The sequence below is a fragment of the Gemmatirosa kalamazoonensis genome (assembly GCF_000522985.1).
Lineage (GTDB): Bacteria > Gemmatimonadota > Gemmatimonadetes > Gemmatimonadales > Gemmatimonadaceae > Gemmatirosa > Gemmatirosa kalamazoonensis.
This window is the reverse complement of sequence record NZ_CP007128.1, coordinates 482,584-508,376: the sequence shown is the minus strand read 5'-3', so window position 1 is coordinate 508,376 and position 25,793 is coordinate 482,584. Positions and strand designations below refer to the sequence as shown.

Below are 25,793 nucleotides of genomic sequence, written 5' to 3'. Positions count from 1 at the left end.
AGCCGGCGACGCCGTCGAGAGGTCGCCGTCGAAGGGTCGCCGTCGACTATTTTGGTGCCCATGGCAGACACCCCGACTCCGAAAGAACTGCTCGCCCGCGCGAAGGACGAGAACGTTCGCTTCCTCCGCCTCCAGTTCACCGACATCCTCGGCGTCAACAAGAACGTCGAGGTGCCCGCGTCGCAGTTCGGGAAGGCGCTCGCCGGCGACATCATGTTCGACGGCAGCTCCATCGAGGGGTTCGTGCGCGTCGAGGAGAGCGACATGCTCCTCAAGCCCGACCTCACGACGTTCCAGGTGCTGCCGTGGAGCGACCCCGAGGCGCGCGTCGCGCGCGTCATCTGCGACGTCGCGATGCCCGACGGGCAGCCGTTCGCCGGCGACCCGCGCGGAGTGCTGAAGCGTCAGCTCGAGCGCGCGCGCGCCATGGGCTACACGATGATGGCCGGCATGGAGGCGGAGTTCTTCCTGTTCCGCGCCGGCCCCGACGGCGGCACGAGCACCACGACGCACGACGTCGGCGGCTACTTCGACCTCGCGCCGGTCGACCGCGGCGAGGACGCGCGCCGCGCGATGGTCGACATGCTGGAGCAGATGGGCTTCGAGGTCGAGGCCGCGCATCACGAGGTCGCGCACGCGCAGCACGAGATCGACTTCCGCTACGCCGACGCGCTGCGCACGGCCGACAACATCGCGACGTTCCGCCTCGTCGTGAAGCACGTCGCGCAGCAGTTCGGGCTCGTCGCGTCGTTCATGCCGAAGCCGATCTTCGGGCAGAACGGCAGCGGGATGCACACGCACCAGTCGCTGTTCCGCGACGGCAAGAACGCGTTCTTCGACGAGAAGGCGGAGTGGCAGCTGTCGAAGACGGCGCTGCACTACATCGGCGGGCAGCTGCGCCACGCGCGCGGCATGTGCGCCGTGACGAACCCGCTCGTGAACTCGTACAAGCGGCTCGTGCCGGGCTACGAGGCGCCGGTGAACGTCGCGTGGAGCATGCGCAACCGCTCGCCGATGATCCGCGTCCCCGAGCGGCGCGGCGCCGGCACGCGCGTCGAGCTGCGCGTCCCCGACCCGGCGGCGAACCCGTACCTCGCGCTCGCCGTCATGCTCGCCGCGGGGCTCGACGGCATCGAGTCGCAGGCCGACTGGCGCGAGCCGGTGAACCAGAACATCTGGGAGATGAGCTACCGCGAGCGCCGCCGCCTCCGCATCGACGACCTGCCGCACGACCTGAACGAGGCGTGCGACGAGCTGGAGAAGGACGACGTGATGCAGGCCGCGTTAGGCGACCACGTGACCGAGAACTACCTCGCCGCGAAGCGGCAGGAGTGGCGCGAGTACATCACGCAGGTCACGGCGTGGGAGCTGGAGCAGTATCTCGCGAAGTACTGATGCGGCGGCGCTGGTGAGACGGCGCTGACGCATCGGCGCTGGAACGGCGGCGCCGAGCACGCGCGGGATCAGCGCCGCCGAAGCAGAGCCGCCCCATCAGCGCCGCGTCGTCAGCGCCGCCTCTCGCGCATCACACCACGCCGCGGATCCCACTCGGCATCCCGGTTTTGTGGCGCGGGTCTTGTCAGGCGACCTCTCACTCACGTGAAAGGTCGAAGCCATGGGACGCGCGATTCGATCGATCTCCGCCGTCGCGTGCGCCGCGCTCCTCGGCGCGTGCGCCGGACGGTCGCTGCACATGCCCCGTCTGCCGCGCATCGGCGAGAGCTTCCTGCCGCCCGTCGTGCCGTACGCGAGCCTGAGCGACACGACCACGATGAGCGGCCGGCTCTGGTATCGCGCGCGCGGTACCGCGTACGACCTCTACGTGCAGTCGCCGGCGGTCATCCCCGAGGTCGACGAGCGGCTGCAGGAGACGACGCGCCAGTTCGCGCGGCACTTCGGCGGCGCGCCACGCGTCGCGGTGCTGGTGTTCGAGACGCCGGCCGACCCGACGCGCGAGTTCGACTTCACGCCGTTCCGCGCGACCCACACGCAGGTGCTCGCGTTCGTGCGCGGCCGCAAGGGCGCGCGCGGCGGCACGGTCGGCATCGACGACGGCCTGATGCGCGCGCGGTTCGCCGAGCTGTTCCTCGCCGCGTACGCCGACTCGGTGCTCGCCGCGCGCACCGGACGGTGGGACGCGACGTCCGGCGGACACGCGGTCGACCGGCTGCCGCACTGGTTCGCCGAAGCGGTCATCTCGCGCGTCGCGGGCCCCGAGACGGTGGAGCCGGGCGTACGGTTCCTCCGCGCGAACCGCCCGCACCTCGTGCCGCTCCAGCGGCTGTTCGCCGCCTCGCGACTCGCCGCGCCGGCGTGGTGCGAGATGGCCGACCGGAAGCTGCCGTCGCTGTCGTTCGGCGCGCCGCGCGCCGGGGGCGCCGCGGGCGCCGACCCGCCGGCGCTCCTCGCCGCCGAATCCACCGTGTTCGGCGAGTTCCTCGTCGATCGGTACGGGCCGACGTTCCTGCAGGCGGTCGCCGACGCACTGCTCGAGGGGCTGCCGACGGAGCGGGTGTTCGCCGCGCTGCCGGGCGTGCCGGAGGACCGGACGGCGCTCGAGCGGAGCTGGAGCGAGTGGCTGGCGGCGGCGGCCGTCGATCGTTAGGCGGATGACGGCCGAGGCACGGACTCGTCGGGATCCGACGGCGATCCGTGTGCAAGTTCGCGCGGCTCGTACGTTCAAGAGACATGGACGACGCCGATCGGCTGTTCCGGACCTACCATGCCCCGCTCGTGCGCTACCTCACGCGCCGGCTCGGGGATCGCGACTGGGCCGAGGAGGTCGCGCAGGAGACGTTTCTGCGCGCCCTCCGCCACGGCCCCGTCGAGCACGAGCGCGCCTGGCTGTTCGCCGTGGCGACGAACCTCGTGCGCGACGAGGCCCGGAAGGACGCTCGGCGCCGCCGCCACCTCGAGCTGCTGCGCGAGGAGGCGGCCGACGCGTACGTGGAGCCGGAGCCGACGTCGCTCGAGCGGGCGCAGGAAGCGGCGCTCGCCCGGCGGGCGGTGGACGCGCTGGCGGAGCGCGACCGGATCGCGCTGCTCATGCGGGAGGAGGGCTTGGACTACGGGGAGATCGCCGAGGCGCTGGGGCTCTCGGTGGGGTCGGTCGGCACGACGCTGGCACGGGCGCGCCGGCGGCTCGTGGAGGCGTACGAGGCGCTCGTCGGCGGGCGCGGGAGGGACAGTCATGCGTCCTGACGAGACTCTCGCCCCGATGCCGCACCTGGACGAGGGCACGGCGCACGCCTGGCTCGACGGCGCGCTGTCGCCGGAGGAATCGGCGCGCGTCGAGTCGCACGTCGAGAGCTGCCGCGATTGTGCCGCACTGGTGGCCGAAGCGCGCGGGCTGATCGCCGGCGCGACGCGCATTGTCGGCGCGCTGGACATCGTGCCGGGCGGGGTGATCCCGACCCCCGCGGCAGCGCCCGTCGCGCCCGTCGCGCCCGTCGCCGCTCCGCGTCCCGCGCGCCACCCGCGCCGGTGGATGGTGCGCGCCGCGGCGGGGATCGCGGTCCTCGTCGGCGGTACCACGGTCGTCATGCGCTCCGCGTCGCGGCCGCAGTACGCGGCGGCCGACTCGGTCGCCTACAGCGTTCCGGCCGCGGCACCGGGTCCGAGCGCGGCGGCGGCCGATCTCGCGACGCCGTCGATGGCGCCCGCGCCGACGCTCCCGGCGCCGACGCAGCCCGTCGCGGAGGGGGCACCGCCGATGGGAGCGCGGGAGCCGGCCCTCGCGGAGCGGCGCGCGTCCACGCCGGCGATCGCGGCGGGTAGCGCGCCGCGGACCGCACCCACCGATGCGGCGAAGCTCGCCGCGTCGGCCCCACCGCGCGCCGACGCGCCGCGCGGCACGATCGCCGGCATGGTGACCGATCCCCGCGGCGCCCCGCTGCCGCTCGCGAGCGTGACCGTCGCCGGCGCGCCGCAGGGCGCGACGAGCGACTCGGCCGGCCGGTTCGTGCTCCCCGCGGTGCCCGCGGGCGAGGCGACGGTCGTCGCTCGGCGCCTCGGCTACGGGCCCGGAACGGCGACCGTCACCGTCGCGCCGGCGGAGACGGCGAGCACCGCGCTCACCCTCTCTTCGGCCGCCGTCGCGCTCTCCCAGACCGTCGTCACCGGTGCGGCGGCGGCGGCGCCGGCCGCCACGGCGCAGCGCATGCGCGCCGGCCGCGCCGCGCCCCGGAGCGACGACCGCGCCGTCGCGGGCTGCTACGTCGTGCGCCTGGACGCGACGCCGAAGCCCGACAGCGCGCGCTCGCTCGGGCTGCCGATGCGGCTGCGCCTCGACGCGCCGCCGCGCGCGGGCGCGCGCTGGTCGCTCGACGCCGACGGCACGCTGCGCGTCACGTTAGGCACCGCGCCGACGTCGCTCGTGCTGCGCGCCGCCGACGACGGCTGGTCGGGGACGGCGACGGCCGACGGGCGGAGCGCGCCCGTGTCGCTCACGCGCGCGTCGGACTGCGAGGCGCGGTGATCGGCGCGCCCGTCGGGGCTCCACGTACGAGTGGTCGTTGGACCACGGCGGACTGAAGGAGGACTGAAGAAGGAAACACCAACAAGAAGTGTTGGTCCTTCTTCAGTCCTCCTTCAGTCCTTCTTCAGTCCTTCAGAAACTCGTACGTGGAACCAGGCCACGTGCGTGTGCAAGCGAGCGCGCCGAGAGCGTCTCCCGTGTGCACCCTTCGACGGGAGACCTCGATGCGATCGATCCTCACTCATGCCGCGGCGGCCGGCGCGCTCGCCCTCGCCGCCGTGGCTCCCTCGCACGCCCGCGCGCGGCGCGCCGACGCGATCGTCACCGGCGTCGTCCGCGACGCGGCGCGCGGCGCGGCGATCGGCAACGCGTACGTCGCTATCGCCGATCGGCAGATCACCGCGCTCACCGACGCGAGCGGCCGTTTCGTGCTGCACGTGCCGCGCGCCGCGCGCGGCGACGTCGTCGTGCTCACGGCGCGCGCGATCGGCTACGGCACGGCGACGCAGCGCGTGCGCCTCGCCGGCGACACGACGCACGTGAGCCTCACGCTCGCCGCCGCGTCCGTGCAGCTCTCGGCGGTCGTCACGGGCGCCGCGGCGGGGGCAGCCGACGCGCAAGGCGCGCCTAACGTCTCGTACGCGCCGAGCACGCGGCAGCGGGCGCGGGTGATGCAGGGCGCGGCGGGCAAGCGCATCGGCCGCGGCACCGTGCGCGGTACGATGGGCGGCACCCTGCGCGACACCGCGCGCCCCGAGCCGTTGGGCGAGCGCGCGCCGGTCGATCGCGAGGGCTACGACCGCATCGAGGACAACCCGTTCCTCGCCGTCGCGACGAATCCGCGCTCGACGTTCTCGGTCGACGTCGACGCCGCGTCGTACGGCAACGTGCGGCGCTTCATCACGCAGGGCCAGCGGCCGCCGGCGGACGCGGTGCGCATCGAGGAGCTCGTGAACTACTTCCCGTACGACGTGCCCGCGCCGCGCGGCGACGACCCGATCGCCATCACCACCGAGGTCGCGCCCGCGCCGTGGCGCCCGGAGCACCGCCTGGTGCGCATCGCGCTGCGGGCGCGCCCCATCGACGTCGCGCAGCTGCCGCCGAGCAACTTGGTGTTCCTGATCGACGTGTCGGGGTCGATGGACGAGCCGAACAAGCTGCCGCTCGTGAAGCGTGCGCTGCGCCTGCTCGTCGACCAGCTCCGCCCGCAGGACCGCGTGGCGATCGTCGTGTACGCGGGGGCCGCGGGGCTCGTGCTCCCGTCCACCAGCGGCGAGGACAAGGCGCGCATCGCCGAAGCGATCGACCGGCTCGAGGCCGGCGGCTCGACGGCGGGCGGCGAGGGACTGCTGCTCGCCTACAAGGTCGCGCGCGACAACCGGGTGCCCAACGGAACGAATCGCGTGATCCTCGCCACCGACGGCGACTTCAACGTGGGCCCGTCGAGCGACGCCGAGATGGAGCGGCTCGTCGAGGCGAAGCGCGCGGAGGGCACGTACCTCACCGTGCTCGGCTTCGGAACGGGCAACTTCCAGGACGCGAAGATGGAGAAGCTCGCGAAGCGCGGGAACGGCAACTACGCGTACGTCGACGACCTGGCCGAGGCGCGCAAGGTGCTCGTCCGCGAGCTGGGCGCCACGCTGCACACCGTGGCCGACGACGTGAAGCTGCAGGTGGAGTTCAATCCCGCCGCGGTGCGCGGCTATCGGCTCATCGGCTACGAGGACCGCCTGCTGCGCGACGAGGACTTCGCCGACGACAAGAAGGACGCCGGCGACGTCGGGGCGGGGCACGCGGTGACGGCGCTGTACGAGGTGGTGCCGGCGGGCGTGACGGGCACCGTGTCGCTGCGCGGCGTGGACCCGCTGCGCTACGGCGCGGCGCCGGCGCCTAACGGCCGCGGGCGCGACGAGCTGCTCTACGTGCAACTGCGCTACAAGCGCCCCGGGGAGTCGACGAGCCGGCTCATGACGCACCCCGTGCCGACGACGGTGGCTCGCGACGCGTCGACCGACTTCCGCTTCGCCGCCGCGGTGGCCGAGTTCGGGATGCTGCTGCGCGACTCCGAGCACAAGGGCCGCGCCACGGGCGAGCAGGTGCTGACGCTCGCCCGTGGCGCGTTAGGCGACGACGACGGCGGATACCGCGCCGACTTCGTGCGCCTCGTGGAGCGGTGGCGCGGCCTGGAGCCCACCACCGCGTCGCGGGAGAAGTGATGCGGTGTGGCTGCGTCGCTGCGTGGCTACGTGGGCCCTCAGGCGACCACGCAGCCACGCAGCCACGCAGCTACGAGGTCACGGCTTCCGCATCCACACCACGCTCTTCGACCGCAGGAACTGGATGAACGCGCTCGACGAGCCGGTCGCGCCGGCGGCGACGATCTGCGCGTTGTTCTGCGGCGTGCCGCCGGCGAAGGTGAGGAAGTCGCCGCCGACGGCCGTCACCGTCCACGTCGTCTGCGCGCCGGTGCGCAGCCCCCACGTCGGGTCGTAGCCGGCGGCCGACAGATCGGGGATGTCGAGCGTCCAGTTCGCGGGAGCGGTGCCGGTGTACGCCGCGGTCTGCGTCACCGTCACGGTGTGTCCGGTCTGCTGGAACGACGCGGTGGCAAGCCCGTTGTAGTTGCTCTGCGATGGCACCTGCGCGCGCAGCCGCAGGTACGGCGTCGTCGCGAGGCTCGTCACCGAGGTCGCGCCGAGCGACGGCCCGAGCGTCACGGTCTGGGCGCCGGCCGTGCGCAGGTACGTGAAGACGTACCGGAACGACGTCGGCGTGTTGCCCGGCGGCGTGGCGATGACCGCGATCTGGTGGATGTCGCTCGGCTGCAGCTGCGACGCCGGCACCGCGTAGTACGGCAGCGTGTTGCCGCTCCCCAAGCCGGTGAAGAACCCGGCCGATGCGCCGTTCGCGGTGAGGAACGAGACGGTCGCGAACGCCTGGTCGGTGCCGAGGTTGTTGACCGTGATCGTGCCCTGCGCCGGATCGAACGCTTCGCTGCTCGAGAAGTCGAGCGTCGGAATCACGCTGTTGTTCGGGTAGTTCGTGTTGCGGCGGATGATGACCTTCGAGAGCGCCTGCGTGCCGGTGGACAGATCGAGCGACGCCCGCGTCGCGATGAGGTCGCGCGGTCCGTCGGGGACGTTCGTGAGCGTGAACGCGGTGCCCTGGAGCCCGAAGATCGACTTCGTCGCGCCGCCGACCGAGACGCTCGCGAAGTCGGTCTGGCCGAGGCCAGCGACGTTGCCGGTGAGCGTCTTCGCGCCGAGCGGCGCGGTGTTGCCGGTGCACCGGTTCGCCGTCGTCGTGAGATCGCTCACCACGCCGTACATCACGGTCGTGTTGAAGTTCGTCCCGTTCTGCGTCACGTAGGCGACGCCGCCGTTCGTCCCGACGGTGAAGCTGAACGTGTTGTTCGCCCCCGGCGTGACGCGCGTCCACGCGCCGGTGCCGTTCTGCACGGCGAGCCAGATGGGGACCTGCGTCGGGTCGCAGCCGGTGAAGCTGAACGTGACGTTGCCGGTGCCGCCCGTCGGCGCCTGCGTCACCTGCACGGTGAACGTCGCCGTCTGCTGCGTGACGCCGGTGCCCGTGCCGGTCACGGTGATGGTGTACGTGCCGGGCGCCGTCGTGGCGCCGGCTGTGATGTTGAGCGTCGACGTGCCGCCGGTGGCGCTCGCCGGGTTCGGCGTCACGGTGAGCCCCTGCGGCGCACCGGTGACGGCCAGGTTCACCGCGCCGGTGAAGCCGTTCGCGCGCGTGACGTTCACCGTCGTCGTCGTGCTCGCGCCCTGCTGCACGCTGACCGACGCGGGCGACACGGCGAGCCCGAAGCTCCCCGCGGGCTGCGCGGCGGTCACGGTGACGGCGAGCGTCGCGGTCTGCTGCGTGACGCCAGTGCCGGCGCCGGTGACGGTCACGTTGTAGGTACCCGGGGCGACGGTGGCGGCCGCGGCGACGTCGAGCGTGGCCGTGGTGCCGGTGACGCTGGCGGGGTTCGGCGTGACCGTGAGCCCCTGCGGCGCGCCCGACGTGGTGAGCGCGACCGCGCCCGTGAAGTTCGTGCGCGTGAGGGTCACCGTCGATGCGGCGGCCGCCGTGGCGCCCGCCTGCACGCTGACCGCGGCCGGCGCGAGCGCGAGCGCGAAGCTCGCCGCCGGTGCCGCGGTGACGTTCACCGTGAGCGTCGCCGTCTGCTGCGTGACGCCCACGCCGGTGCCGGTGATGCTGACGGGGTACGACCCCGGCGCGACCGTCGCTGCGACCGCGACATCGAGCGTCGCCGAGGTGCCGGAGACGCTGATGGGATTCGGCGTGACCGTGAGCCCCTGCGGCGCGCCCGACGCGGCCACGACGATGACGCCGGTGAAGTTCGTGCGCGTCAGCGTCACCGTCGACGCGGCGGTCGCGGTGGCGCCCGCCTGGACGCTCACGGCGGCCGGCGCGAGCGCGAGCGTGAAGCTCGCCGCCGGCGCGGCGTTGAACGTCGCGGTGACGTTCTGCGCCGCGTTCAGCGTGACGACGCAGGTGCCCGTCGCGTTCGTGCACGCGCCGCTCCACCCGGCGAACGCGCTGCCCGCGGCGGGAGCGGCGGTGAGCGTCACCGCGGTGCCCGACGCGTAGCTGTTCGTGCACGTGCCGGGGCAGGTGATGCCCGCGGGGCTCGACGTCACCGATCCCGTGCCGGTGCCCGCCGTCGCCACGGTCAGCGCGAACGTCTGCGCGACCTGGCTGAACGTCGCGGTGACGGTCGCCGCCGCCGTGACGTTCACGGTGCACGTGGTCGTCGTGCCGGTGCAGGCGCCGCTCCAGCCGCCGAAGGCGCTCCCCGCTGCCGGCGCCGCCGTCAGCGTCACCGACGTGCCGGAGGCGAAGTTCGCCGCGCAGGTGCCGGGACAGGTGATGCCCGCCGGCGCCGACGTCACGGTGCCCGTGCCCGTCCCCGCCGTGGCGACGGTGAGGGCGAACGTCTGCGGCGCCGGCGCGAACGTCGCCGTCACGCTCTGCGCGGCGGTCATCGTCACGGTGCACGTGCCCGTCGCGTTCGTGCACGCGCCGCTCCAGCCGGTGAACGTGCTGCCCCCGGTGGCGGCGGCGGTCAGCGTCACCTGCGTGCCGGCGGCGAAGCTCGCCGTGCAGGTGCCCGGGCACGTGATACCGGCCGGGCTCGACGTCACGGTCCCGGTGCCGCCGCCGGCCGTCGCGACGGTGAGCGTGTTGTTCACCGGCACGGTGTTGAACGTCGCGGTGACGCTCTGCGCGGCGCTCAACGTCACCGTGCAGGTGCCGGTGGCGTTCGTGCAGGCGCCCGACCAGCCGGCGAACGCGCTGCCGGTCGCCGGGGCCGCGGTGAGCGTCACGGTCGCGCCCGCGGTGAAGCTCCCCGAGCAGGTGGCGCCGCAGTCGATGCCGGCGGGGCTCGACGTCACGGTGCCCGTGCCGGTGCCGGCGCGCGTCACGGTGAGCGTCTGCGTCGCGGCGTTCACGGTGAGCGCGACGGTCGCCGTCTGGCTCGTGACGCCGGAGCCGCTCGCGGTGATGGTGAGCGTCGCGGGGCCGGCCGCGGCGTTCGCCGCGACGGCGACGTTCAGCGTGCTGGTCAGCGTGCCGCCGGTGAGCGACGTGGGCGTCAGCGTCGCGTTCACGCCGCTCGGCGCCCCGGTCACGGCGACGGTCACGGCGCCGGTGTAGTTGCCGCCACGCGTCAGCGTGACGGTCGAGGTCGCGCTCTGTCCCTGCGTCAACGTGAGCGTCGCCGGCGCGACCGACACGCCGATGGTCGGCGTCGGCGGGGGGACGTCGGTGCCGCCGTCCCCGCCGCCGCACGCGGCGACGAGAGCGCAGACCAACGCGGTGAGCGCACGCGGCATGACGCGCGGACGCGGGTTGCTGAGGATCATCGCGAGACCTCCTGATGCGGTTACGAGAATCGGATCGGAGGGACAGTGCGCAGGACCCTTCAGCCGTCCGTCATCCCGCTCTCATCCCGTCGTCATTTCCGGGTCCGAACGCGCGAGGGCCCCGGGGTCGACGACCCCGGGGCCCTATCATGCATGACGATCCGTGCGCGCGTCAGACCGGGAACAGCATCTCCCGGTACTTCGGCAGCGGCCAGTGGTCGTCGGGGAGGCCGAGCTCCAGCGCGTCGCTCGCCGCGCGCACGGCGGCCATCGCGTCGGCACCCTCGCTCGTGAGCAGCTTCGCGCAGGTGTCCGGCGACTCGTGCGAGTGCTCCGCACGGGTGACCACCTCGCCGAGCGCGCCGCGGGCCTCCTCGAGCGCGACGATCAGCTTGCCGACGCGGTCCGCCGCGGCGACCTGCGGGATCGTGCCGACGCCGGCCGACTTCGCGTGCGCGGCGCCCGTCGCGAGCTCGTTCGCGTACGAGTACGCCGCCGGCAGCACCAGCGTGTCCACGATCTGCTGCAGCGTGTGCAGCTCGATGAGCATGTCCTTCACGTACCGCTCGACGCGCACATGGTAGCGGCTCTCGAGCTCGGCCTCGCTCAGCACGCCGGTGCTCGCGAACAGCTTGCGCGTCGACTCCGTGGTGAGCTGCGCGAGTGCCTCGGGGGTGCGGCGCAGGTTGAGCAGCCCGCGGCGCTCCGCCTCCTGCACCCACTCGTCGGAGTAGTTGTTCCCCTCGAACAGCACCGACGCCGACGCCTTGAACGACGGCCGCACGACCTCCAGCACGGCGTCGTCGATCTCCTTCGTCGTCTCGAGCTGCTTCCGCAGCTTGTTCGTGAGGTCCTCGATCGCCTCGGCCACGGCGACGTTCAGCAGCATCACCGGGAACGCGATCGACTGGCTCGAGCCCACGGCGCGGAACTCGAACTTGTTCCCCGTGAACGCGAACGGCGACGTGCGGTTGCGGTCGGTGTTGTCCTTCTCGATGTCGGGGAGCTTCGCGACGCCGAGGTCGATGAGCTGCTGCGACGCGTGCTTCTCGCGCGACCGGCCGGCGCTGATGTCGTCGATCATCTGCGACAGCGTCTGCCCCATGAACACAGAGATGATCGCCGGCGGCGCCTCGTTCGCGCCCAGGCGGTGCTCGTTGCCCGAGGTGCCGATGCCGGCGCGCAGCAGCCCGGCGTGCTTGTGCACGGCCTGCAGCACGGCGGCGAGGAAGATGAGGAAGCGCACGTTCTGATGCGGCGTCTTCCCCGGCTTCAGCAGGTTCAGCCCGTCGAGGTCCGCGCTGTCGGCGGCGAGCGACATCGACCAGTTGCAGTGCTTGCCCGAGCCGTTGATGCCGGCGAACGGCTTCTCGTGCAGCAGCGCCTGCAGCCCGTGGCGGAGCGCCACGCGGCGCAGCGTCGACATCACGAGCTGGTTGTGGTCGACGGCGAGGTCGGTCTCCTCGAAGCGCGGCGCCATCTCGAACTGGCTCGGCGCGACCTCGTTGTGCCGCGTGACGATCGGCACGCCGAGCTTGTACAGCTCGTGCTCCACCTCGGCGATGCACGCCGCGATGCGCTCCGGGATGTTGCCGAAGTAGTGGTCCTCGAGCTGCTGCCCGCGCGGCGGCGCGGCGCCGACGAGCGTGCGGCCCGCCATCACGAGGTCGGGGCGCAGCGCGAACTGCGTGCGGTCGATGAGGAAGTACTCCTGCTCCGGCCCGAGCGTCGTGATGACGCGCTGCACCCCCGAGTCGCCGAGCAGCTCGAGCAGCGCGATCGCCTTCTCGGAGAGGACGTCGGAGCTGCGGAGCAGCGGCGTCATCTCGTCGAGCGCCTCGCCGTTGTAGCCGATGAACACCGACGGGATGCACAGCGTGCGCGTCCCCGGCCCCTCGACCACGAACACCGGGCTCGCCGGGTTCCACGCCGTGTAGCCGCGCGCCTCCCACGTCGCGCGCAGCCCGCCGCTCGGGAAGCTCGACGCGTCCGGCTCGCTCTGGATGAGCTGCGCGGCGCTGAACGCCTCGATCGGCGTCCCCTCGTCGTCGAACGACAGGAAGGCGTCGTGCTTCTCCGCGGTGAGCCCCGTCTGCGGCTGGAACCAGTGCGTGTAGTGCGTCACCCCCTTCGAGACCGCCCACTCCTTGATCGCCTCGGCGATCGGCGCGGCGATCTCGGAGTCGAGCTTCTTTCCGAGGCGGATCGTCGCCTGGAGCTTCTGGAAGACCTTCTTCGGCAGCTTGTCGCGCATCTGTCGCGCGCCGAAGGTGTTCTGACCGAAGTACTGCGACGTCTGCGTTCCCCCCTTGGCGTCGCCGTTCAGGCGCGCGAGGGCGGGAGCTTTGACGGTCATGTCGTGCAGGGCGGCCTTGCGGGGGGCGGCAGGCGCGGTGGCCATGGAGTGTGGCTCCGGGTGGGGCGGTGAGGGCGGGGAACGGGGGCACGACCGGACCCGCTGGGGAACGGCGTAACGTACCGGCTACCGTGCAGATTCGGCAAGGCCGGAACGACGTTCCGCAGAATTCGGCATTTGTTGTGTGCTACTGTCGCGCTCGTGCTGCGTTTTGTGCAATTCTGTGCTACGGCACGGCCGCCTGCTCGGGCTGCGGCGCCCCTGCCTGCACGGCGAACTGCACCCGCTCCATGAGCGTCTCGCTGAGCGTCAGCAGGATCACGACGAGGTTCCCCGAGCGCACGAACGTGGGATGCACGTCCCAGTGCCTGAGCGTACCGGTGGGGGTCACGCGCACCGTGTCGAGCGCTGCCACGTCGCGGGCCAGCCGCGTGGTGTCGTCGTAGAAGAATGCTTGGACCTCGCCCCGCCCCACCGAGTAGTGCAGCCCGGGCACGGCGAGGAACTCGTAGCGGACGGTGTCCGCCTGCGGCTTCACCACGAGCCCCGCCTTCTCGAGGCGGTCGACGAGCGCGCATGGACGCCAGCGGCCGTCGTGCACGCATCCCTTCGCGTCGGTCGTCGCGCGCGCGGCCGGCCGGATGGGCGGCGGGGCGGCCTGCGCGTCGTCGCCCGGCTTCCCGCCGCCGCCGCACGACGCCGCGAGGGCGACGGCGGCGACGATCGCGCGCGGTCGGGTCATGCGCCGACGTCGAGCGCCGGGCCGTGCGGGCCGCGCCGGTGGTGTCCCGGCGGGTCGGTGTAGTCGTCCGGCGAACGGGCGAACGGCGGATGCGGCGGCTCGTGCGCCCCCGACGTGCCGGCCGCCGTATCGGCCGCCGTGTCCGCTGCCGCGGTATCCGATCCCGCCGTCTCCGATGCCGCGTTCTCCGGTCGCTCCGTCATCGCGTCTCCGTGATCAGAAGCTGAAGTAGATGCCGCCCTCGGCGACGAAGTTCGCCGTCGTGGACGTGCCGAACACGAACGGGGCCCGCAGGTCGACCCGCGCCCCGAACCGGTCCACCATGCCGATGCGGGTGCCGACCGCCGGCGTGAACGCGAAATCGGTGCGCCTGATCCGGCGGCCGTTGCCGATCTGCGTCAGCAGGTTCTGGCGCGACGTGTGGAAGACGCCGATCCCGAACGAGATGAACGGGTCGACCGCGCCGCCCAGTGGCTGCGGCAGGACGCTCGCATCGGTCTGCACGCCGACGTGCAGCGTGCTGAGCTCGGGCCTGCCCTGGCTCGTGGTGTAGGCGGCGAACAGGCCGCCGCGTGTCCGTCCCCACAGACTGCGTGCCGGCCGGTCGGGATCGTAGCGCTCGAACTGGAGCCGTGCGCCGACTCCGTCGAGGCTCGACTTGTCCGTGCCGATCTTGTCGGCCAGCGCGTAGCGGGCGCCGAACACCTCCAGCGACCGCCGCTCCAGCAGGCGACGCTGCGCCTGCGCGCCCGCCGGCGCGAGCGCCAGGAGCACCGCCGAAAGGGCGGCGATCCGCCCGACGTCCATCCGCATCCGCCGTCCCTCCCCTGCCGTTGGCTGGCCCGCGTGCCCTGTCCGCGCTTTCCGGGCTGCAGCGTTCGTGCCTCCCGCCGGTCCCCCGACGGATGAACCCGGAGCGCGCCGCGGGGTACCTAGAGGGCGTGCCAACGTGTTGTCGGACATACGATTAAGCCTGGACTGGAGGTAGGACGTGGCACAGGTGTTCTCGAGCATCCCATCCACGGTGGGAGTGCTCATCGACTTCGATGCCCTCGGCGGCATCGATCTGGATCGACTCGAGCGGAGCCTCGACCTGCGGGCCGAGCGGGTGGGCCAGGGGCGCTATCGCGTGTTCGGCGGCTCCTCCGAGCACTGGGTCGACCTGCACGACGGTACCCACCCCCGCTGCGACTGCGGCGACCATCTGTGGCGCGAGCAGATCTGCAAGCACATCCTCGCAGCACTGCTCCGCGAGGGCGACGAGCGTGTGGTGCGGGCGCTCGCGGCACTCGCCGGGAAGTGGCGGGCGCTCGCGCCGAGCGCCACGCGGAAGCAGGCCGCATGACAAGCTAAGACGCCGCACGCGGCGACGTCGGGCACTCCCTCCTGGGATCGAACCGCAGCGGACGCAGAGGGCCGCGGAGGACTGCACTCGGTGTCCTCTGCGGCCCTCTGCGTCCGCTGCGGTCGACTCACGCTGCAGGCGAGGCGCGCCGAGAGGCACGTCTTACATTCTGCCGCATGACGACTCGCATCTATTACACCGACGCCGAGTGCGTCGCGTTCTCGGCTCGCGTCGTGGACCTCGCGGAGGACGGGCGGCGCGTCTACCTCGACCGCACGGCCTTCTATCCGACCTCCGGCGGCCAGCCGCACGACGTCGGCACGCTCGGCGACGTGCCGGTCGTCGACGTGGTGGACGAGGACGAGCGCGTGGCGCACGTGCTCGCGGCGCCGCTCGCCCTCGACGTCGGCGCGACGGTCGACGGCGCGGTGGACGCCGCGCGACGCGTCGATCACATGCAGCAGCACACGGGGCAGCACCTGCTGAGCGCCGTGTTCGCGGATCTGTTAGGCGCCGAGACCGCGAGCGTGCACTTCGGGCCCGCACTGTCGACGATCGAGCTCGCCGGCGGCACGGTGGATCGCGACGGGCTGGTCGCCGTGGAGGCGCGCGCGAACGCGCTCGTCGCCGCCGACGTGCCCGTGGCGGTGACGTTCGAGGATGCGGCCGCGGCGACCGGGCTGCGCAAGCCGACCGGGCGCACCGGGGAGATCCGCGTCGTGTCGATCGACGGCGTGGACCGGAGCGCGTGCGGCGGCACCCACGTGCGCTCGACGGCACGCATCGGCGCGGTGCTGCTGCGACGCGTGGAGCGCATCCGACAGAACGCGCGGGTGGAGTTCGTGTGTGGCCTGCGCGCCGCGCGCCGCGCGCGCGCCGACTACGACGCGCTCGCCGACGTCGCGGCCGCGTTCTCCACCAGCGTGGACCAGGCACCGGCGACGGCGCGCGCGCAGGCCGAGGCGCTGCGCGATGCGCTGGGCAGCGTCGAGCGGCTCACGAAGGATCTCGCCGCGCTGCGCGCCGAGTCGCTCGTCGCCGCGGCGGTGCCCGACGCGCGCGGCGCACGGTGGATCGTGCAGCGCGTGCCGGGGAAGGTGGACGAGCTACGGGCGCTCGCGCTCGCGGTGGCGGAGCGGCCGGGCGGGGTGTTCGTCGCGTTAGGCGCGGAGCCGCCGGCGGTGCTCGTGGCCGCGGCGGCGGACAGTGGGGTGGACGCGGGCGCGGTGCTGAAGGAGGCGCTCGCGCAAGTGGGCGGGAAGGGCGGCGGGTCGCTGCGGCTCGCGCAGGGCAAGGTGCCTAACGTGGCGGACCTGGACCGCGTCGCGGCGCAGGTCCGGGGCTGATCCGTCTCACGCGGAGGCGCGGAGCACGCGGAGAACACCAACTGCTCTGGTAGTTCTCCGCGTCCTCCGCGCCTCCGCGTGAGACCCCGACCGGTGTCGTCACATCTCCAGCGCCTGCGCGAGATCCGCGACGAGATCGTCCGCGTGCTCGATCCCGATCGAGACCCGCAGCAGGTTCTGCGGCGTCGTCGTCTCCGGGTGCTCGTTCGACGCGCGGTGCTCGATGAGGCTCTCGACGCCGCCGAGGCTCGTGGCGCGCGTGAAGACGCGGCAGCGTGCGGCGAGGCGCATCGCCGCGTCGCGGCCGCCTCGGATCTGCACCGAGAGCATGCCGCCGAAGCGCGGCTCGCCGTCGGCGCACATCTGGCGCTCGGCGATCGCGTGGCCCGGGTGCGTCGGGAGACCCGGATAGTGCACCGCCTCCACCGCCGGGTGGTCCGCGAGGAAGCGCGCGACCGCGAGCGCGTTCGCCGACTGCGCGCGGACGCGGAGCGCGACCGTGCGCACGCCGCGCAGCAGCAGCCAGCAGTCGAACGGCGACGGCACCGCGCCGGCGCGCTGCTGCACGGCACGCACGGCGGCGAACAGCGCGCCGGCGTCGCCGGCGAGCGTGCGCGTCACGATCACGCCGCCCGTGAGGTCGGAGTGGCCACCGAGGTACTTCGTCGTCGAGTGCATCACGAGGTCGGCGCCGAACGCGAGCGGACGCGAGAGCACCGGCGTCGCCCACGTGTTGTCGCACGCCACGAGCGCGCCGGCGCGCCGCGCGCGCTCGACGACCGCCGCGATGTCGGTGATGCGGAGCAGCGGGTTCGACGGCGTCTCGATCCACACGAGCCGGCGGGCGCGTTCCGGCGCGCGCCCGAGCGCGGCGCTCACCGCGTCGAGGTCGGTCGCGTCGACGAACGCCACCGACAGGCCCCACCGCGCGAAGATCTCGCGCAGCACGAGCCCCGTGCCGAAGTACGTGTCCGCCGCCGCGACGACGTGAGCGTCGGGGCCCAGCGCCTGGAACACCGCCGTCGTCGCCGCCTGGCCGGAGGCGAACGCCGCGGCGTCGGCGCCGCCGTCGAGCGCCGCGAGGCACCGCTCCAGCTCCGCGCGGTTCGGGTTCGTCGTGCGGGCGTAGACGTGGCCGGCGGGGTAGCTCCCGTCGGGCTCCCGCTCGAACGTGGTCGTGAGGTGGATCGGGGCGGTGACGGCGCCCGCGTCGCGCGACGCGGGGGCACCGGCGTGGACGGCGAGGGTCTCGATGTGGGGCATGCCGCGAACCTAACGTGACGCACCGCGTCGGGCTGGCAGGATGTTGCGCTCGAATGGTACGGCGGCGACGCTCGCGGCAGCGTACTCTGGGCGAAGGGGGGGGAGCCCCCCAGTACCTAGTCCCGGCCGCGGCTTACCCTTGCCGAACTAGGGTAGCGGCCCTATCGTGTCCCCCAGTTCAACTAGGGGAGAACGGCGATGCGCGTCGACCTGCCGCAGGGCACCCTCGAGACCCTCGTCCTCAAGACCCTCACCTGGGGGCCGATGCACGGCTACGGCGTCGGCCGATGGATCGAGCGCACCAGCGACGACTCGCTCATCGTCGAGGAAGGGTCGCTCTACCCCGCGCTCCACCGCATGGAGAAGCGCGGCTGGATCGCCCCCGACTGGCGGCAGACCGAGAACAACCGCCGCGCGAAGTACTACGTGCTCACCGACGAGGGACGTCGACAGCTCGCCAGCCAGACGCAGCGCTGGTCGTATCTCGTCGCCTCGATCGGCCGGGTCCTCGAGGCCAGCACGCCGTGAGCGCGGAGTCGAAGGTCCCGCTCTGGCGACGCTATCGCCGCTTCTGGGGCCCCGACGCAGCCGCCGACGTCGACGACGAGCTCGCGTTCCACCTCGAGCAGCGCGTCGCCGATCTCGTTGCCGCGGGGCTCGCGCCCGACGCCGCGCGCCGCGAGGCCGCGCAGCGCATCGGCGACCTCGACGCGCTGAAGCGGTCGGTCGTCGCGATCGACGAGTCGGACGCGCCGCGCCGCCGCGCGCTCGAGCTGTTAGGCACCGTGGGCGCCGACGCGCGCCTCGCGCTCCGTGGGCTCCGCCGCAACCCGATCGTGGCGCTCGTCTCCGTGCTCACGCTCGCGCTCGGGATCGGCGCGAACGCCGCGATCTTCGGGGTCGTGTACGCGGTGCTCCTGCGCCCGCTCCCCTACGTCGCGGCGGATCGCATGACGGTGGTGACGGAGACGCAGGGCGGCTCGCGCACCGGCGCAGGGCCCGGGCAGTACACGGAGTGGGTCCGCCGCAACCGTGCGTTCGAGGCGCTGTCCGCGCAGACGTGGACGAGCTTCAACCTCTCGGGGCCGGAGGGCGACGCGGAGCGCGTGGTCGGCGCGATCGCGACGCCGAGTCTGTTCCGCACGCACGTCATGAAGCCCGAGGCCGGGCGCTACTTCCTCCCCGAGGAGGCACAGCCTGGCCGCGATCACGTCGTCGTCCTCAGCCACGCGCTCTACGTCGAGCGATTCGGCGGCGATCCGAAGATCGTCGGACGCGCGATCCGTCTGAACGACCAGCCGTACACCGTCGTCGGCGTGGCGCCCGACGGCTTCACGCTGCAGGACGACGCGGAGCGGCTCTGGGTGCCGCTCGTGCTGACGGCGAAGGACGAGGCGATCTTCTCCGACCACTGGCTCACGGTCTTCGGTACGCTGCGCCCCGGCGTGTCGATCGAGGCCGCGCAGCGCGACATGGAGCGCGTCTCGCGCGAGATCGCCGCGCTGCATCCGACCGACATGGTCGCTCGCTCGGCGCGCGTCATCGACTACCGCGAGGACCTCGCCGAGTACTACCGGCGACAGCTCGCGGTGCTGCTCGGCGCGGTCGGCTTCATCCTGCTGCTGGCCTGCCTCAACGTCGCCGGGCTGCTCCTCGCGCGGCTGAGCGGGCGCCGCAAGGAGCTGGCGATCCGCGTCGCGTTAGGCGCGGGGCGCGCGCGCGTGATGCGGCAGCTCGTCACCGAGGCGATGGTGCTCGCGCTGGCCGGCGGCGTCGCGGCGCTGCTCGTCGCGCGCATCACGGTGCGCGCCCTGCTCGCCGTCGCTCCGGCGGGGGTGCCGCGGCTGAGCGAGGGCACGGCGGCCGCCGCGGCGCTGCTGTTCGCCGTCGTGCCGACGCTCGTGAGCGGCATGCTGCTCGGCGCGCTGTCCGCGGCGCGCGGGGTGCGCGGCGGCTCGCCGCAGACGCTCCGGGCGGGTGGGCGCGACGCGGGGGCGACGCCGCGCGACCGCATGCGGAGCGCGCTCGTCGTGGGGCAGATCGCGCTCGCGCTCGCGCTGCTCGCCGGCGCGGGGCTGTTCGTGCGCAGCGCGCGCAACCTCGGTCGCGTGGACCTCGGCTTCCGGGCCGACCGGTTGGTCTCGGCGCACGTCACCCTCGCCGGCACACGCTACGACACGCCCGAGCACCTCACCGCCGGCGCCGCGCGCCTCCTCGATCGCCTGCGCGCGCTGCCCGGCGTGCAGTCGGTGGCCGCGTCGACGTCGCTGCCGCTCGCCGACAACGGCCCCGACGCCGAGGTGCACGTCGAGGGGCGCGAGTATCCGGCGGGGCAGGCGCCGTACGCCGACTTCCGCATCGTGACGCCCGGCTACTTCGAGACGATGGGGATCTCCATCGTCCGCGGGCGCACGTTCACGCCCGACGACCGCGCGGGCGCGCCGCCGGTCGCGATCATCAGCGCGTCGCTCGCGCGGCGCCTGTGGCCGAACGAGAGCGCGCTCGGCAAGCGCTTCTCGTGCTGCGTGGGCGACGGCGTGCGCGTGTGGCGTGAGGTGGTCGGCGTGTCGCGCGACGTGCGGCACTACCTCACCGACCCGCCGCGCGACGAGATGTACGTGCCGTACGAGCAGACACCGCCGCAGACGTGGATCTGGTTCGGCAACGGCATCACGCTCGTGGCGCGCACGGTCGGCGACGCCGGGCCGGTGCTGCCTAACGTGCGCCGCGCCGTCGCCGCCGTCGACCCGACGCTTCCGGTGTACGACCTGCGCACGTACGACGACCTGCGGCGCATCGCGTCGGCCCAGAACCGGTTCGCGACGCTGCTCTTCTCGGCGTTCGCGCTCCTCGCGCTGACGCTCGCCGCGGTCGGCATCTACGGCGTGCTCGCGTACCTCGTCGCGCAGCGCACGGCGGAGATCGCGGTCCGTCTCGCCATCGGCGCGCGGCGACGCGACGTGCTGGCGCTCGTGCTCCAACAGGGCGCGCGGCTCGCCGCCGTCGGCATGATGCTCGGTCTCGCGCTCGCTGCCGCGGGGAGCCGCGCGCTCGCGTCGCTGCTCTTCGGCGTGCAGCCGACCGACCCACTCACCTACACCGTGGTCGTCGTCGCGCTCGGCGCGGTGGCGCTCGCGGCGTGTCTCGTGCCGGCGCGGCGGGCGAGCGCGGTGGAGCCGCACGCGGTGCTGCGATCGTAGGGCGCATCCCGGTCATCGCGTTCCCGTCCTCTCGATACGCTCGATGGATAGCGTGGTAACGCGATGCAGACGACGCGTCCTCAGACTGGCTCCAGCTCCCCCTTGATCCGCTCGATCGCCTCGCGCGCCCCGTCGCCCACCGCGGTGCCGGCATGCGCGTCGGCGAGGCGGCGCAGCTCGCGCAGCGCTTTTCGGGGCTCGCCGAGCGGGCCGAGATAGAGATCCACGAGACGGTTCGACGCGCGCAGGTCGTGCGCCTCGGTGCGCGCGGGGTGACGCTGCACCTCGCGCAGCAGCGCTTCGGCGCGCGCCGGATCGCGGGCGAGCACGAGCAGCTCGGCCGCGTGCAGCCGCGCGATCGACTCGCCGGGCTGCGCCTGGATGATGGCTTCGTAGCCGGCGAGCGCGCCGGCGACGTCCCCCTTCGCGGCGAGCGCTTGGAGCCGCGAGTACTCGGGCTCCGCGGGGCAGCTCGCGCCGCTCGGCTGGACGATCGACAGGAACGCGCGGCCCGCCGCGTCCGACAGTGAGCGCACGATCACCGCGGTCGCCACGCCGGTCACGACGCCCGCCGCGAGGCTGCGCAGGAACGCGTGCGCCGGCGTCGGTGGGATCATCGACGCGCCGAGCCCGAGCCCGGTCGTGATCGTGCCGGCGATGACGCCCCACACGGTGGCGCGGATGCCGATCACGGCGTCGGGCCCCTGTCGATCGAACAGCGTGAGGGTGTACGCGGCGGGGGGCGCCGAGGGAGCGGCCGCGCGGGCGGAGGTGGGATCCTGCGACGACATGAGGGAGGGGAAATCGGACGCCCGGAGGACGGTGCGGTGAGCGTCACCCCACATACGATCATCGCGCCGGAAGGAAACGCGGAGGCCGCCGTCGCCGCGCCCACCTCGCTCCGACCGGCGCGCCCATCGTGTTAGCTTCCCACGCATGCTGGACAATCATCTGCATCGCTTCTGCGGCGGCCGGTATCAGCGCGCCGTCGAGACCGTGACGATCCGCGTGAGCGGCATGAGCGCCGAGGTGCAGCGCGAGCTGTACCGCTGCATGAAGTGCAACGACGAGCAGCGCACCGTGGAGCAGCGCGAGCTCGCCGAGCGCGCCGCGGTGGATCGCATCCGTGCCGAGCACGCGCTGCTGCTGCCGAAGGAGATCCGACAGCTGCGCGAGTCGATCGGCGTCACGCCCGCGCAGCTCGGCGAGCTGCTCTACGGCACACCGCGCGGCATCGTCGAAGGGTGGGAGCGCGGCCGCTACCTGCAGAATCGCGAGACCGACGCCCTGCTGCGCAGCCTGCGCGACCGCGAGACGCTGGAGCGCCGCGCCGCGAAGGCCGGCGTCACGCTGCCGACACCCGCCGACGCCGCACCGGCCGCCGTCCCCGACTCCACGGCTCCGTGAGTGCCTAACGCAACGAGCGTTCGTCCACAGATTACACAGATGAAGAACAGCGATGAGGGACTAGCTCGCAGCTAGAACCGCATCGCTATTCTTTTTCTGTGTAATCTGTGGAAGCAAGCCGTCCCCATAATCCATGCACTCGGTCGTCATCCACGCCCACTTCTACCAGCCGCCGCGCGAGGATCCCTGGTTCGAGGAGATCGAGCGCGAGCCGGACGCCGAGCCGTATCACGACTGGACGGCGCGCGTGGCCGCGGAGTCGTATCGCGGCGTGGTGGCCGCACGGGTGCTCGACGGCGAGGGGCGCATCCGCCGCGTGGTCAACGCGCTCGCGTACACGAGCTTCGACGTCGGGCCGTCGCTGCTCGCGTGGCTCGCGCGGCGCATGCCGACCGTGCACGACGCGATCGTCGCCGCCGACCGCGAGAGCCGCGCGCGCGTGGGGCACGGCAACGCGCTCGCGCACCCGTACGACCACGTCGTGCTGCCGCTGCTCGGCCGGCGCGACAAGGTCACCACGGTGCGGTGGGGCATCGCCGATTTCGTTAGGCGGTTCGGCCGCGCGCCGGAGGGGATGTGGCTCCCCGAGACCGGGGTCGACGACGAGACGCTCGACGTGCTGGCCGAGCAGGGGATCCGCTTCACCGTGCTCGCCGGGCACCAGGTGACCGACGCGCCGCCCGACGGCGCGCCGGGCCTCTACACCACGGCGAGCGGGCGCGAGATCGCGCTGTTCGTCTACGACGGCAAGCGGTCGGCCGACGTCGCCTTCGGCGGGCTGCTGCGCGACGGCCGCCGCATGGCCGAGCAGCTCGCCGAGGAGACGGCGCCGGCGGACGGCGACTCCGCGGACAGCGGGCGCCTCGTGGCCATCGCGACCGACGGCGAGACGTACGGCCATCACCACCGCTTCGGCGACATGGCGCTCGCCGCGGCGGTGGACATCCTCGAGCGCGACCGGCGCGTGCGGCTCGAGAACTTCGCCGCGTATCTCGCGCGGCATCCGGCCACGCGCCCGGTGGGGATCGTGGCGCCGAGCGCGTGGAGCTGCGGGCACGGCGTGGACCGGTGGCGGCTCGACTGCGGCTGCCGCGTCGAGCCGGGGACGCAGCAGCGCTGGCGCGCGCCGCTGCGCGAGGCGGTGGACGGCCTCACCGCCGACGCGCACGCGCTGTTCGAGCGCGAGGGTCCCGCGGTGCTCGGCGACCCGTGGGCGGCGCGCGATCGCTACGAGGCGGGGGAGAACGGCGAGCGCGGCCCGCTGCCGCGCGGCGCACCGACGCCCGACGCGTCCGAGGTGCGCGCCCGCGCGCTGCTCGAGATGGAGCGCCACGTGCTGCGCGCGAACACGTCGTGCGCGTGGTTCTTCGACGACCTCGCGCGTCCCGAGCCGCGCATCGTGCTGCGCGCCGCGGCGCGCGTCATCGAGCTCGCCGGTCTGGTGGACGCGGACGCCGCGCGCGAGATGGAACGACGGCTGCTGGAGCGGCTCGCGCGCGCGCGGAGAGCAACGACGCCGGCGAGGGAACGGGCCGCGACGTCTACCTGCGCCGCGCGCGCCCGACGCGTCCGCCCGCGATCCGCGTGGCCGCCGGCTACGCCGCGCTTCGCCGCTTCGGCGCCGACGCGGACGCGGAGCTGCCCGAGGCATGGTCGGCCACCGTGCACGGACAGCACGGGCATCTCGTGCGGCTCGTCCAGCGGCGCACGGGGCGCGAGTGGACGTTCGACGTGCTCGTCGACGTGCCGGGGTTCGCGACCGGCGCGCAGCACGGGCGCACCGGCCTCACCCCGCCTGGTTCGCAGCCGGTGGTCACCGAGGAGCATCCGGTGCAGGGCCGCTCGGTCCCGGTGCGGCTGGCGGACGTCGATCCGCGCGCGATCACGGTGCTCGTACGACAGACCGCGCACGACGGCGCCCCCGAGGCGGCGCCGCTCGGCACCGCGCTGAAGCTGCCCGACCTGCCGTACCGCGCGCGCCAGGCGGTGGAGCGCGCGGTGCGGCGCGCCGTCGTGCACCGGCTGCTGAGCGAGGAGGAGCGCGAGCAGCTCGAGGCGGGCGAGGCGGAGCTCGCGCCGCTCGTCTCGTCGGCGCTGCGACGGGCGGTGCAGACGCTCGCCACCGACACGTCGCCGCCGGCGATCGCGCGGGTGCTCGGCCTCATCGACCTGCGCGACTCGCTGCGCGGCGTACCGCCGTTCGACGCGCAGACGCTCTTCCATCAGGTGCGCTCGACGGCGTCGCCGGAGGCGGCGGCGCGGCTGGCGCCGGTGGCCCGCCGGCTGGGATTCTCGCCGCGCGCGTGGTCGGACGACTGGGCGTCGTCGGAACTCGAGTCGTCGGGACTCGGGACTCGCGACTCGGGACTCGGCGCGGAGGAGCCAATGGAGCGGACGGACGCGGGCGAAGCAACGGCCTGATCCCTGCTGGCAGCACCGGATCCCCGAGTCTCGAGTCCCGAGTCCCGAGTCCCGAGTCCCGAATGCCGACCGTTCTCTTCGCCGCCCCGCTCCTGAGCGAGAATGCCTCGCGCATGGTGACCGCGATCGCGTCGCTGCCCGGCGTGCGGTTAGGCGTCGTCTCCACCGACCCGCAGGAGCGGGCGCCGGAGGCGGTGCGGCGCGCGATCGCGGCGCACTGGCGGGTGGACGACGTGCTCGATCCGGGGCAGCTCGCGTGGGCCGTGGAGTCGCTGGCCGATCGACTGGGACGCCCCGATCGGCTGTTCGGCGCGTACGAGCAGCTGCAGGTGCCGCTGGCCGAGGTGCGCGAGCGGCTCGGCATCGCGGGGCTGCCGAGCGAGGCGGCGCGCAACTTCCGCGACAAGGCGCGCATGAAGGACGTGCTGCGCGCGGCGGGCGTGCCGGTGGCGCGGCACCGGCTCGCGGAGACGGTCGCCGACGCGGACGCGTTCGTGCGCGAGGTCGGTTTCCCGGTCGTCGTGAAGCCGCCCGCCGGCGCCGGCTCGGTGGCGACGTTCCGGGCGGACGACGCGAGCTCGCTCGCGCACGCGCTCGAGGCGGCGCCGCCGTCCGGCGGGAACCCGGTGCTCGTCGAGGAGTTCGTGACGGGGGACGAGCACTCGCTGGAGACGATCTCGATCGACGGCCGGCAGGTGTGGCACTCGCTCACCCACTACTATCCGACGCCGCTCGAGGTCGTGCGCAACCCGTGGATCCAGTGGTGCGTGGTGCTGCCGCGCGAGGTGGACGAGCCCCGCTACGACGACGCGAAGGCGGTGGGCGACCGCGCGCTGCAGGCGTTAGGCATGACGACGGGGCTGACGCACATGGAGTGGTTCCGGCGGCGCGATGGGAGCGTGGCGGTGAGCGAGATCGCCGCGCGCCCGCCCGGCGCGCAGATCACGACGCTCGTCTCGCGCGCGACCGACACCGACTTCGTGCGGAGCTGGGCGGAGGTGATGGTGTTCGGCACGTTCGCGCCGCCGGCGCGGAAGTACGCGGCGGGCATCGCGTTCCTGCGCGCGCAGGGACCGCAGGGGGGACGCATCCGGGCCGTGCACGGACTGGAGCGGGTGCGCCACGACGTGAAGGAGCTCGTCGTCGACGCGCAGCTCCCGACGCTCGGCGCCGAGGCGCGGCCGACGTACGAGGGCGACGGCTGGATTCTCGTTAGGCACCCGGAGACGCAGGTCGTGGTGGAGGCACTGCGGGACGTGGTCTCGAATGTCCGAGTCGAGCTGGCGTGAGATGCTGCGTGGCTGCGTGGCTGCGTGAGGGGCCTGCACGTCACGCAGCC

General features: G+C 73.4%; 19 protein-coding genes and 1 pseudogene. 12 read left to right on the top strand and 8 right to left on the bottom strand.

Going from position 1 to position 25,793, the window contains the following annotated elements; genetic code table 11:
• Positions 1–60 precede the first annotated feature (60 nt).
• The 5 genes from glnA to J421_RS02200 all read left to right on the top strand — a co-directional run bounded on the left by glnA (position 61) and on the right by J421_RS02200 (position 6,693).
• Positions 61–1,395: a type I glutamate--ammonia ligase gene (gene glnA / locus J421_RS02220; protein WP_025409531.1), complete on the top strand. Its 1,335-nt coding sequence runs from the start codon at positions 61–63 to the stop codon at positions 1,393–1,395.
• Positions 1,396–1,615: 220 nt separating this feature from the next.
• Entirely contained in the window at positions 1,616–2,605 is a 990-nt protein-coding gene (locus J421_RS02215; protein ID WP_025409530.1) for a hypothetical protein, read from the top strand.
• Between the two features lie 47 nt (positions 2,606–2,652).
• Positions 2,653–3,201 (top strand): sigma-70 family RNA polymerase sigma factor, encoded by a 549-nt coding sequence (locus J421_RS02210; protein WP_260525837.1) that lies wholly within the window; start codon positions 2,653–2,655, stop codon positions 3,199–3,201.
• 16 nt (positions 3,202–3,217) lie between these two features.
• Positions 3,218–4,477: a carboxypeptidase regulatory-like domain-containing protein gene (locus J421_RS02205; RefSeq protein ID WP_025409528.1), complete on the top strand. Its 1,260-nt coding sequence runs from the start codon at positions 3,218–3,220 to the stop codon at positions 4,475–4,477.
• A gap of 224 nt (positions 4,478–4,701) precedes the next feature.
• Positions 4,702–6,693 carry a YfbK domain-containing protein gene (locus tag J421_RS02200; protein WP_025409527.1) on the top strand — a complete coding sequence of 664 codons (1,992 nt, stop codon included), beginning with the start codon at positions 4,702–4,704 and terminating at the stop codon, positions 6,691–6,693.
• A 78-nt stretch (positions 6,694–6,771) separates the two neighbouring features.
• On the opposite strand, the gene J421_RS31940 is transcribed toward J421_RS02200, so the two are convergent.
• The 6 genes and pseudogenes from J421_RS31940 to J421_RS02170 form a co-directional block, all read right to left on the bottom strand.
• Positions 6,772–9,246, bottom strand: coding sequence for a beta strand repeat-containing protein (locus tag J421_RS31940; protein ID WP_201773084.1), 2,475 nt, complete (start codon positions 9,244–9,246; stop codon positions 6,772–6,774).
• A gap of 12 nt (positions 9,247–9,258) precedes the next feature.
• Positions 9,259–10,344: pseudogene (locus J421_RS34745) on the bottom strand (InlB B-repeat-containing protein); the annotation flags it as partial.
• Positions 10,345–10,546: 202 nt separating this feature from the next.
• Positions 10,547–12,775 (bottom strand): glutamine synthetase III family protein, encoded by a 2,229-nt coding sequence (locus J421_RS02185; protein WP_236646283.1) that lies wholly within the window; start codon positions 12,773–12,775, stop codon positions 10,547–10,549.
• A 181-nt stretch (positions 12,776–12,956) separates the two neighbouring features.
• Positions 12,957–13,472, bottom strand: coding sequence for a hypothetical protein (locus tag J421_RS02180; protein WP_025409523.1), 516 nt, complete (start codon positions 13,470–13,472; stop codon positions 12,957–12,959).
• Positions 13,469–13,675 (bottom strand): hypothetical protein, encoded by a 207-nt coding sequence (locus tag J421_RS02175; RefSeq protein ID WP_025409522.1) that lies wholly within the window; start codon positions 13,673–13,675, stop codon positions 13,469–13,471. Before J421_RS02175 ends, J421_RS02180 begins: the two co-directional genes overlap by 4 nt.
• Positions 13,676–13,688: 13 nt before the next feature.
• Positions 13,689–14,285 carry a hypothetical protein gene (locus tag J421_RS02170; protein WP_025409521.1) on the bottom strand — a complete coding sequence of 199 codons (597 nt, stop codon included), beginning with the start codon at positions 14,283–14,285 and terminating at the stop codon, positions 13,689–13,691.
• Between the two features lie 178 nt (positions 14,286–14,463).
• Here J421_RS02170 and J421_RS02165 point away from each other — a divergent pair, with 178 nt between their 5' ends.
• Positions 14,464–14,817: an SWIM zinc finger family protein gene (locus J421_RS02165; protein WP_148306111.1), complete on the top strand. Its 354-nt coding sequence runs from the start codon at positions 14,464–14,466 to the stop codon at positions 14,815–14,817.
• 176 nt (positions 14,818–14,993) lie between these two features.
• Positions 14,994–16,163, top strand: a complete 1,170-nt coding sequence (locus tag J421_RS02160) for an alanyl-tRNA editing protein (protein ID WP_025409519.1) — start codon at positions 14,994–14,996, stop codon at positions 16,161–16,163.
• Positions 16,164–16,262: 99 nt separating this feature from the next.
• Here the strand turns inward: J421_RS02160 and J421_RS02155 are convergent, their stop codons facing one another.
• The gene (locus J421_RS02155) at positions 16,263–17,426 is read right to left on the bottom strand and encodes a trans-sulfuration enzyme family protein (protein ID WP_104022146.1); all 1,164 of its coding nucleotides are present in this window, start codon (positions 17,424–17,426) and stop codon (positions 16,263–16,265) included.
• Between the two features lie 198 nt (positions 17,427–17,624).
• On the opposite strand from J421_RS02155, the gene J421_RS02150 reads away from it, so the two are divergent.
• The gene (locus J421_RS02150; protein ID WP_025409517.1) at positions 17,625–17,954 is read left to right on the top strand and encodes a PadR family transcriptional regulator; all 330 of its coding nucleotides are present in this window, start codon (positions 17,625–17,627) and stop codon (positions 17,952–17,954) included.
• Positions 17,951–20,626: an ABC transporter permease gene (locus J421_RS02145; protein ID WP_025409516.1), complete on the top strand. Its 2,676-nt coding sequence runs from the start codon at positions 17,951–17,953 to the stop codon at positions 20,624–20,626. The genes J421_RS02150 and J421_RS02145 overlap by 4 nt, the downstream gene beginning before the upstream one ends.
• A gap of 80 nt (positions 20,627–20,706) precedes the next feature.
• Here the strand turns inward: J421_RS02145 and J421_RS02140 are convergent, their stop codons facing one another.
• A complete protein-coding gene (locus J421_RS02140; protein ID WP_025409515.1) occupies positions 20,707–21,417 on the bottom strand; it encodes a tetratricopeptide repeat protein in 711 nt (236 codons plus the stop codon).
• Between the two features lie 145 nt (positions 21,418–21,562).
• Here J421_RS02140 and J421_RS02135 point away from each other — a divergent pair, with 145 nt between their 5' ends.
• The 3 genes from J421_RS02135 (at position 21,563) to J421_RS02120 (ending at position 25,743) form a co-directional block, all read left to right on the top strand.
• Entirely contained in the window at positions 21,563–22,033 is a 471-nt protein-coding gene (locus J421_RS02135; protein WP_025409514.1) for a hypothetical protein, read from the top strand.
• A gap of 133 nt (positions 22,034–22,166) precedes the next feature.
• Positions 22,167–23,984, top strand: a complete 1,818-nt coding sequence (locus tag J421_RS02130; RefSeq protein ID WP_104022144.1) for a DUF3536 domain-containing protein — start codon at positions 22,167–22,169, stop codon at positions 23,982–23,984.
• Positions 23,985–24,516: 532 nt separating this feature from the next.
• Complete coding sequence (locus J421_RS02120; protein WP_025409513.1) at positions 24,517–25,743, top strand: ATP-grasp domain-containing protein; 1,227 nt, start codon at positions 24,517–24,519, stop codon at positions 25,741–25,743.
• Positions 25,744–25,793 lie beyond the last annotated feature (50 nt).

Bases quoted from the DNA above. Each gene is read 5' to 3' on its own strand.
- glnA (WP_025409531.1), top strand. From the start codon at position 61: ATGGCAGACACCCCGACTCCGAAAGAACTGCTCGCCCGCGCGAAGGAC.
- J421_RS02215 (WP_025409530.1), top strand. From the start codon at position 1,616: ATGGGACGCGCGATTCGATCGATCTCCGCCGTCGCGTGCGCCGCGCTC.
- J421_RS02205 (WP_025409528.1), top strand. From the start codon at position 3,218: ATGCCGCACCTGGACGAGGGCACGGCGCACGCCTGGCTCGACGGCGCG.
- J421_RS02200 (WP_025409527.1), top strand. From the start codon at position 4,702: ATGCGATCGATCCTCACTCATGCCGCGGCGGCCGGCGCGCTCGCCCTC.
- J421_RS02185 (WP_236646283.1), bottom strand. From the start codon at position 12,775: ATGGCCACCGCGCCTGCCGCCCCCCGCAAGGCCGCCCTGCACGACATG.
- J421_RS02180 (WP_025409523.1), bottom strand. From the start codon at position 13,472: ATGACCCGACCGCGCGCGATCGTCGCCGCCGTCGCCCTCGCGGCGTCG.
- J421_RS02175 (WP_025409522.1), bottom strand. From the start codon at position 13,675: ATGACGGAGCGACCGGAGAACGCGGCATCGGAGACGGCGGGATCGGAT.
- J421_RS02170 (WP_025409521.1), bottom strand. From the start codon at position 14,285: ATGCGGATGGACGTCGGGCGGATCGCCGCCCTTTCGGCGGTGCTCCTG.
- J421_RS02160 (WP_025409519.1), top strand. From the start codon at position 14,994: ATGACGACTCGCATCTATTACACCGACGCCGAGTGCGTCGCGTTCTCG.
- J421_RS02155 (WP_104022146.1), bottom strand. From the start codon at position 17,426: ATGCCCCACATCGAGACCCTCGCCGTCCACGCCGGTGCCCCCGCGTCG.
- J421_RS02150 (WP_025409517.1), top strand. From the start codon at position 17,625: ATGCGCGTCGACCTGCCGCAGGGCACCCTCGAGACCCTCGTCCTCAAG.
- J421_RS02140 (WP_025409515.1), bottom strand. From the start codon at position 21,417: ATGTCGTCGCAGGATCCCACCTCCGCCCGCGCGGCCGCTCCCTCGGCG.
- J421_RS02135 (WP_025409514.1), top strand. From the start codon at position 21,563: ATGCTGGACAATCATCTGCATCGCTTCTGCGGCGGCCGGTATCAGCGC.
- J421_RS02130 (WP_104022144.1), top strand. From the start codon at position 22,167: ATGCACTCGGTCGTCATCCACGCCCACTTCTACCAGCCGCCGCGCGAG.
- J421_RS02120 (WP_025409513.1), top strand. From the start codon at position 24,517: ATGCCGACCGTTCTCTTCGCCGCCCCGCTCCTGAGCGAGAATGCCTCG.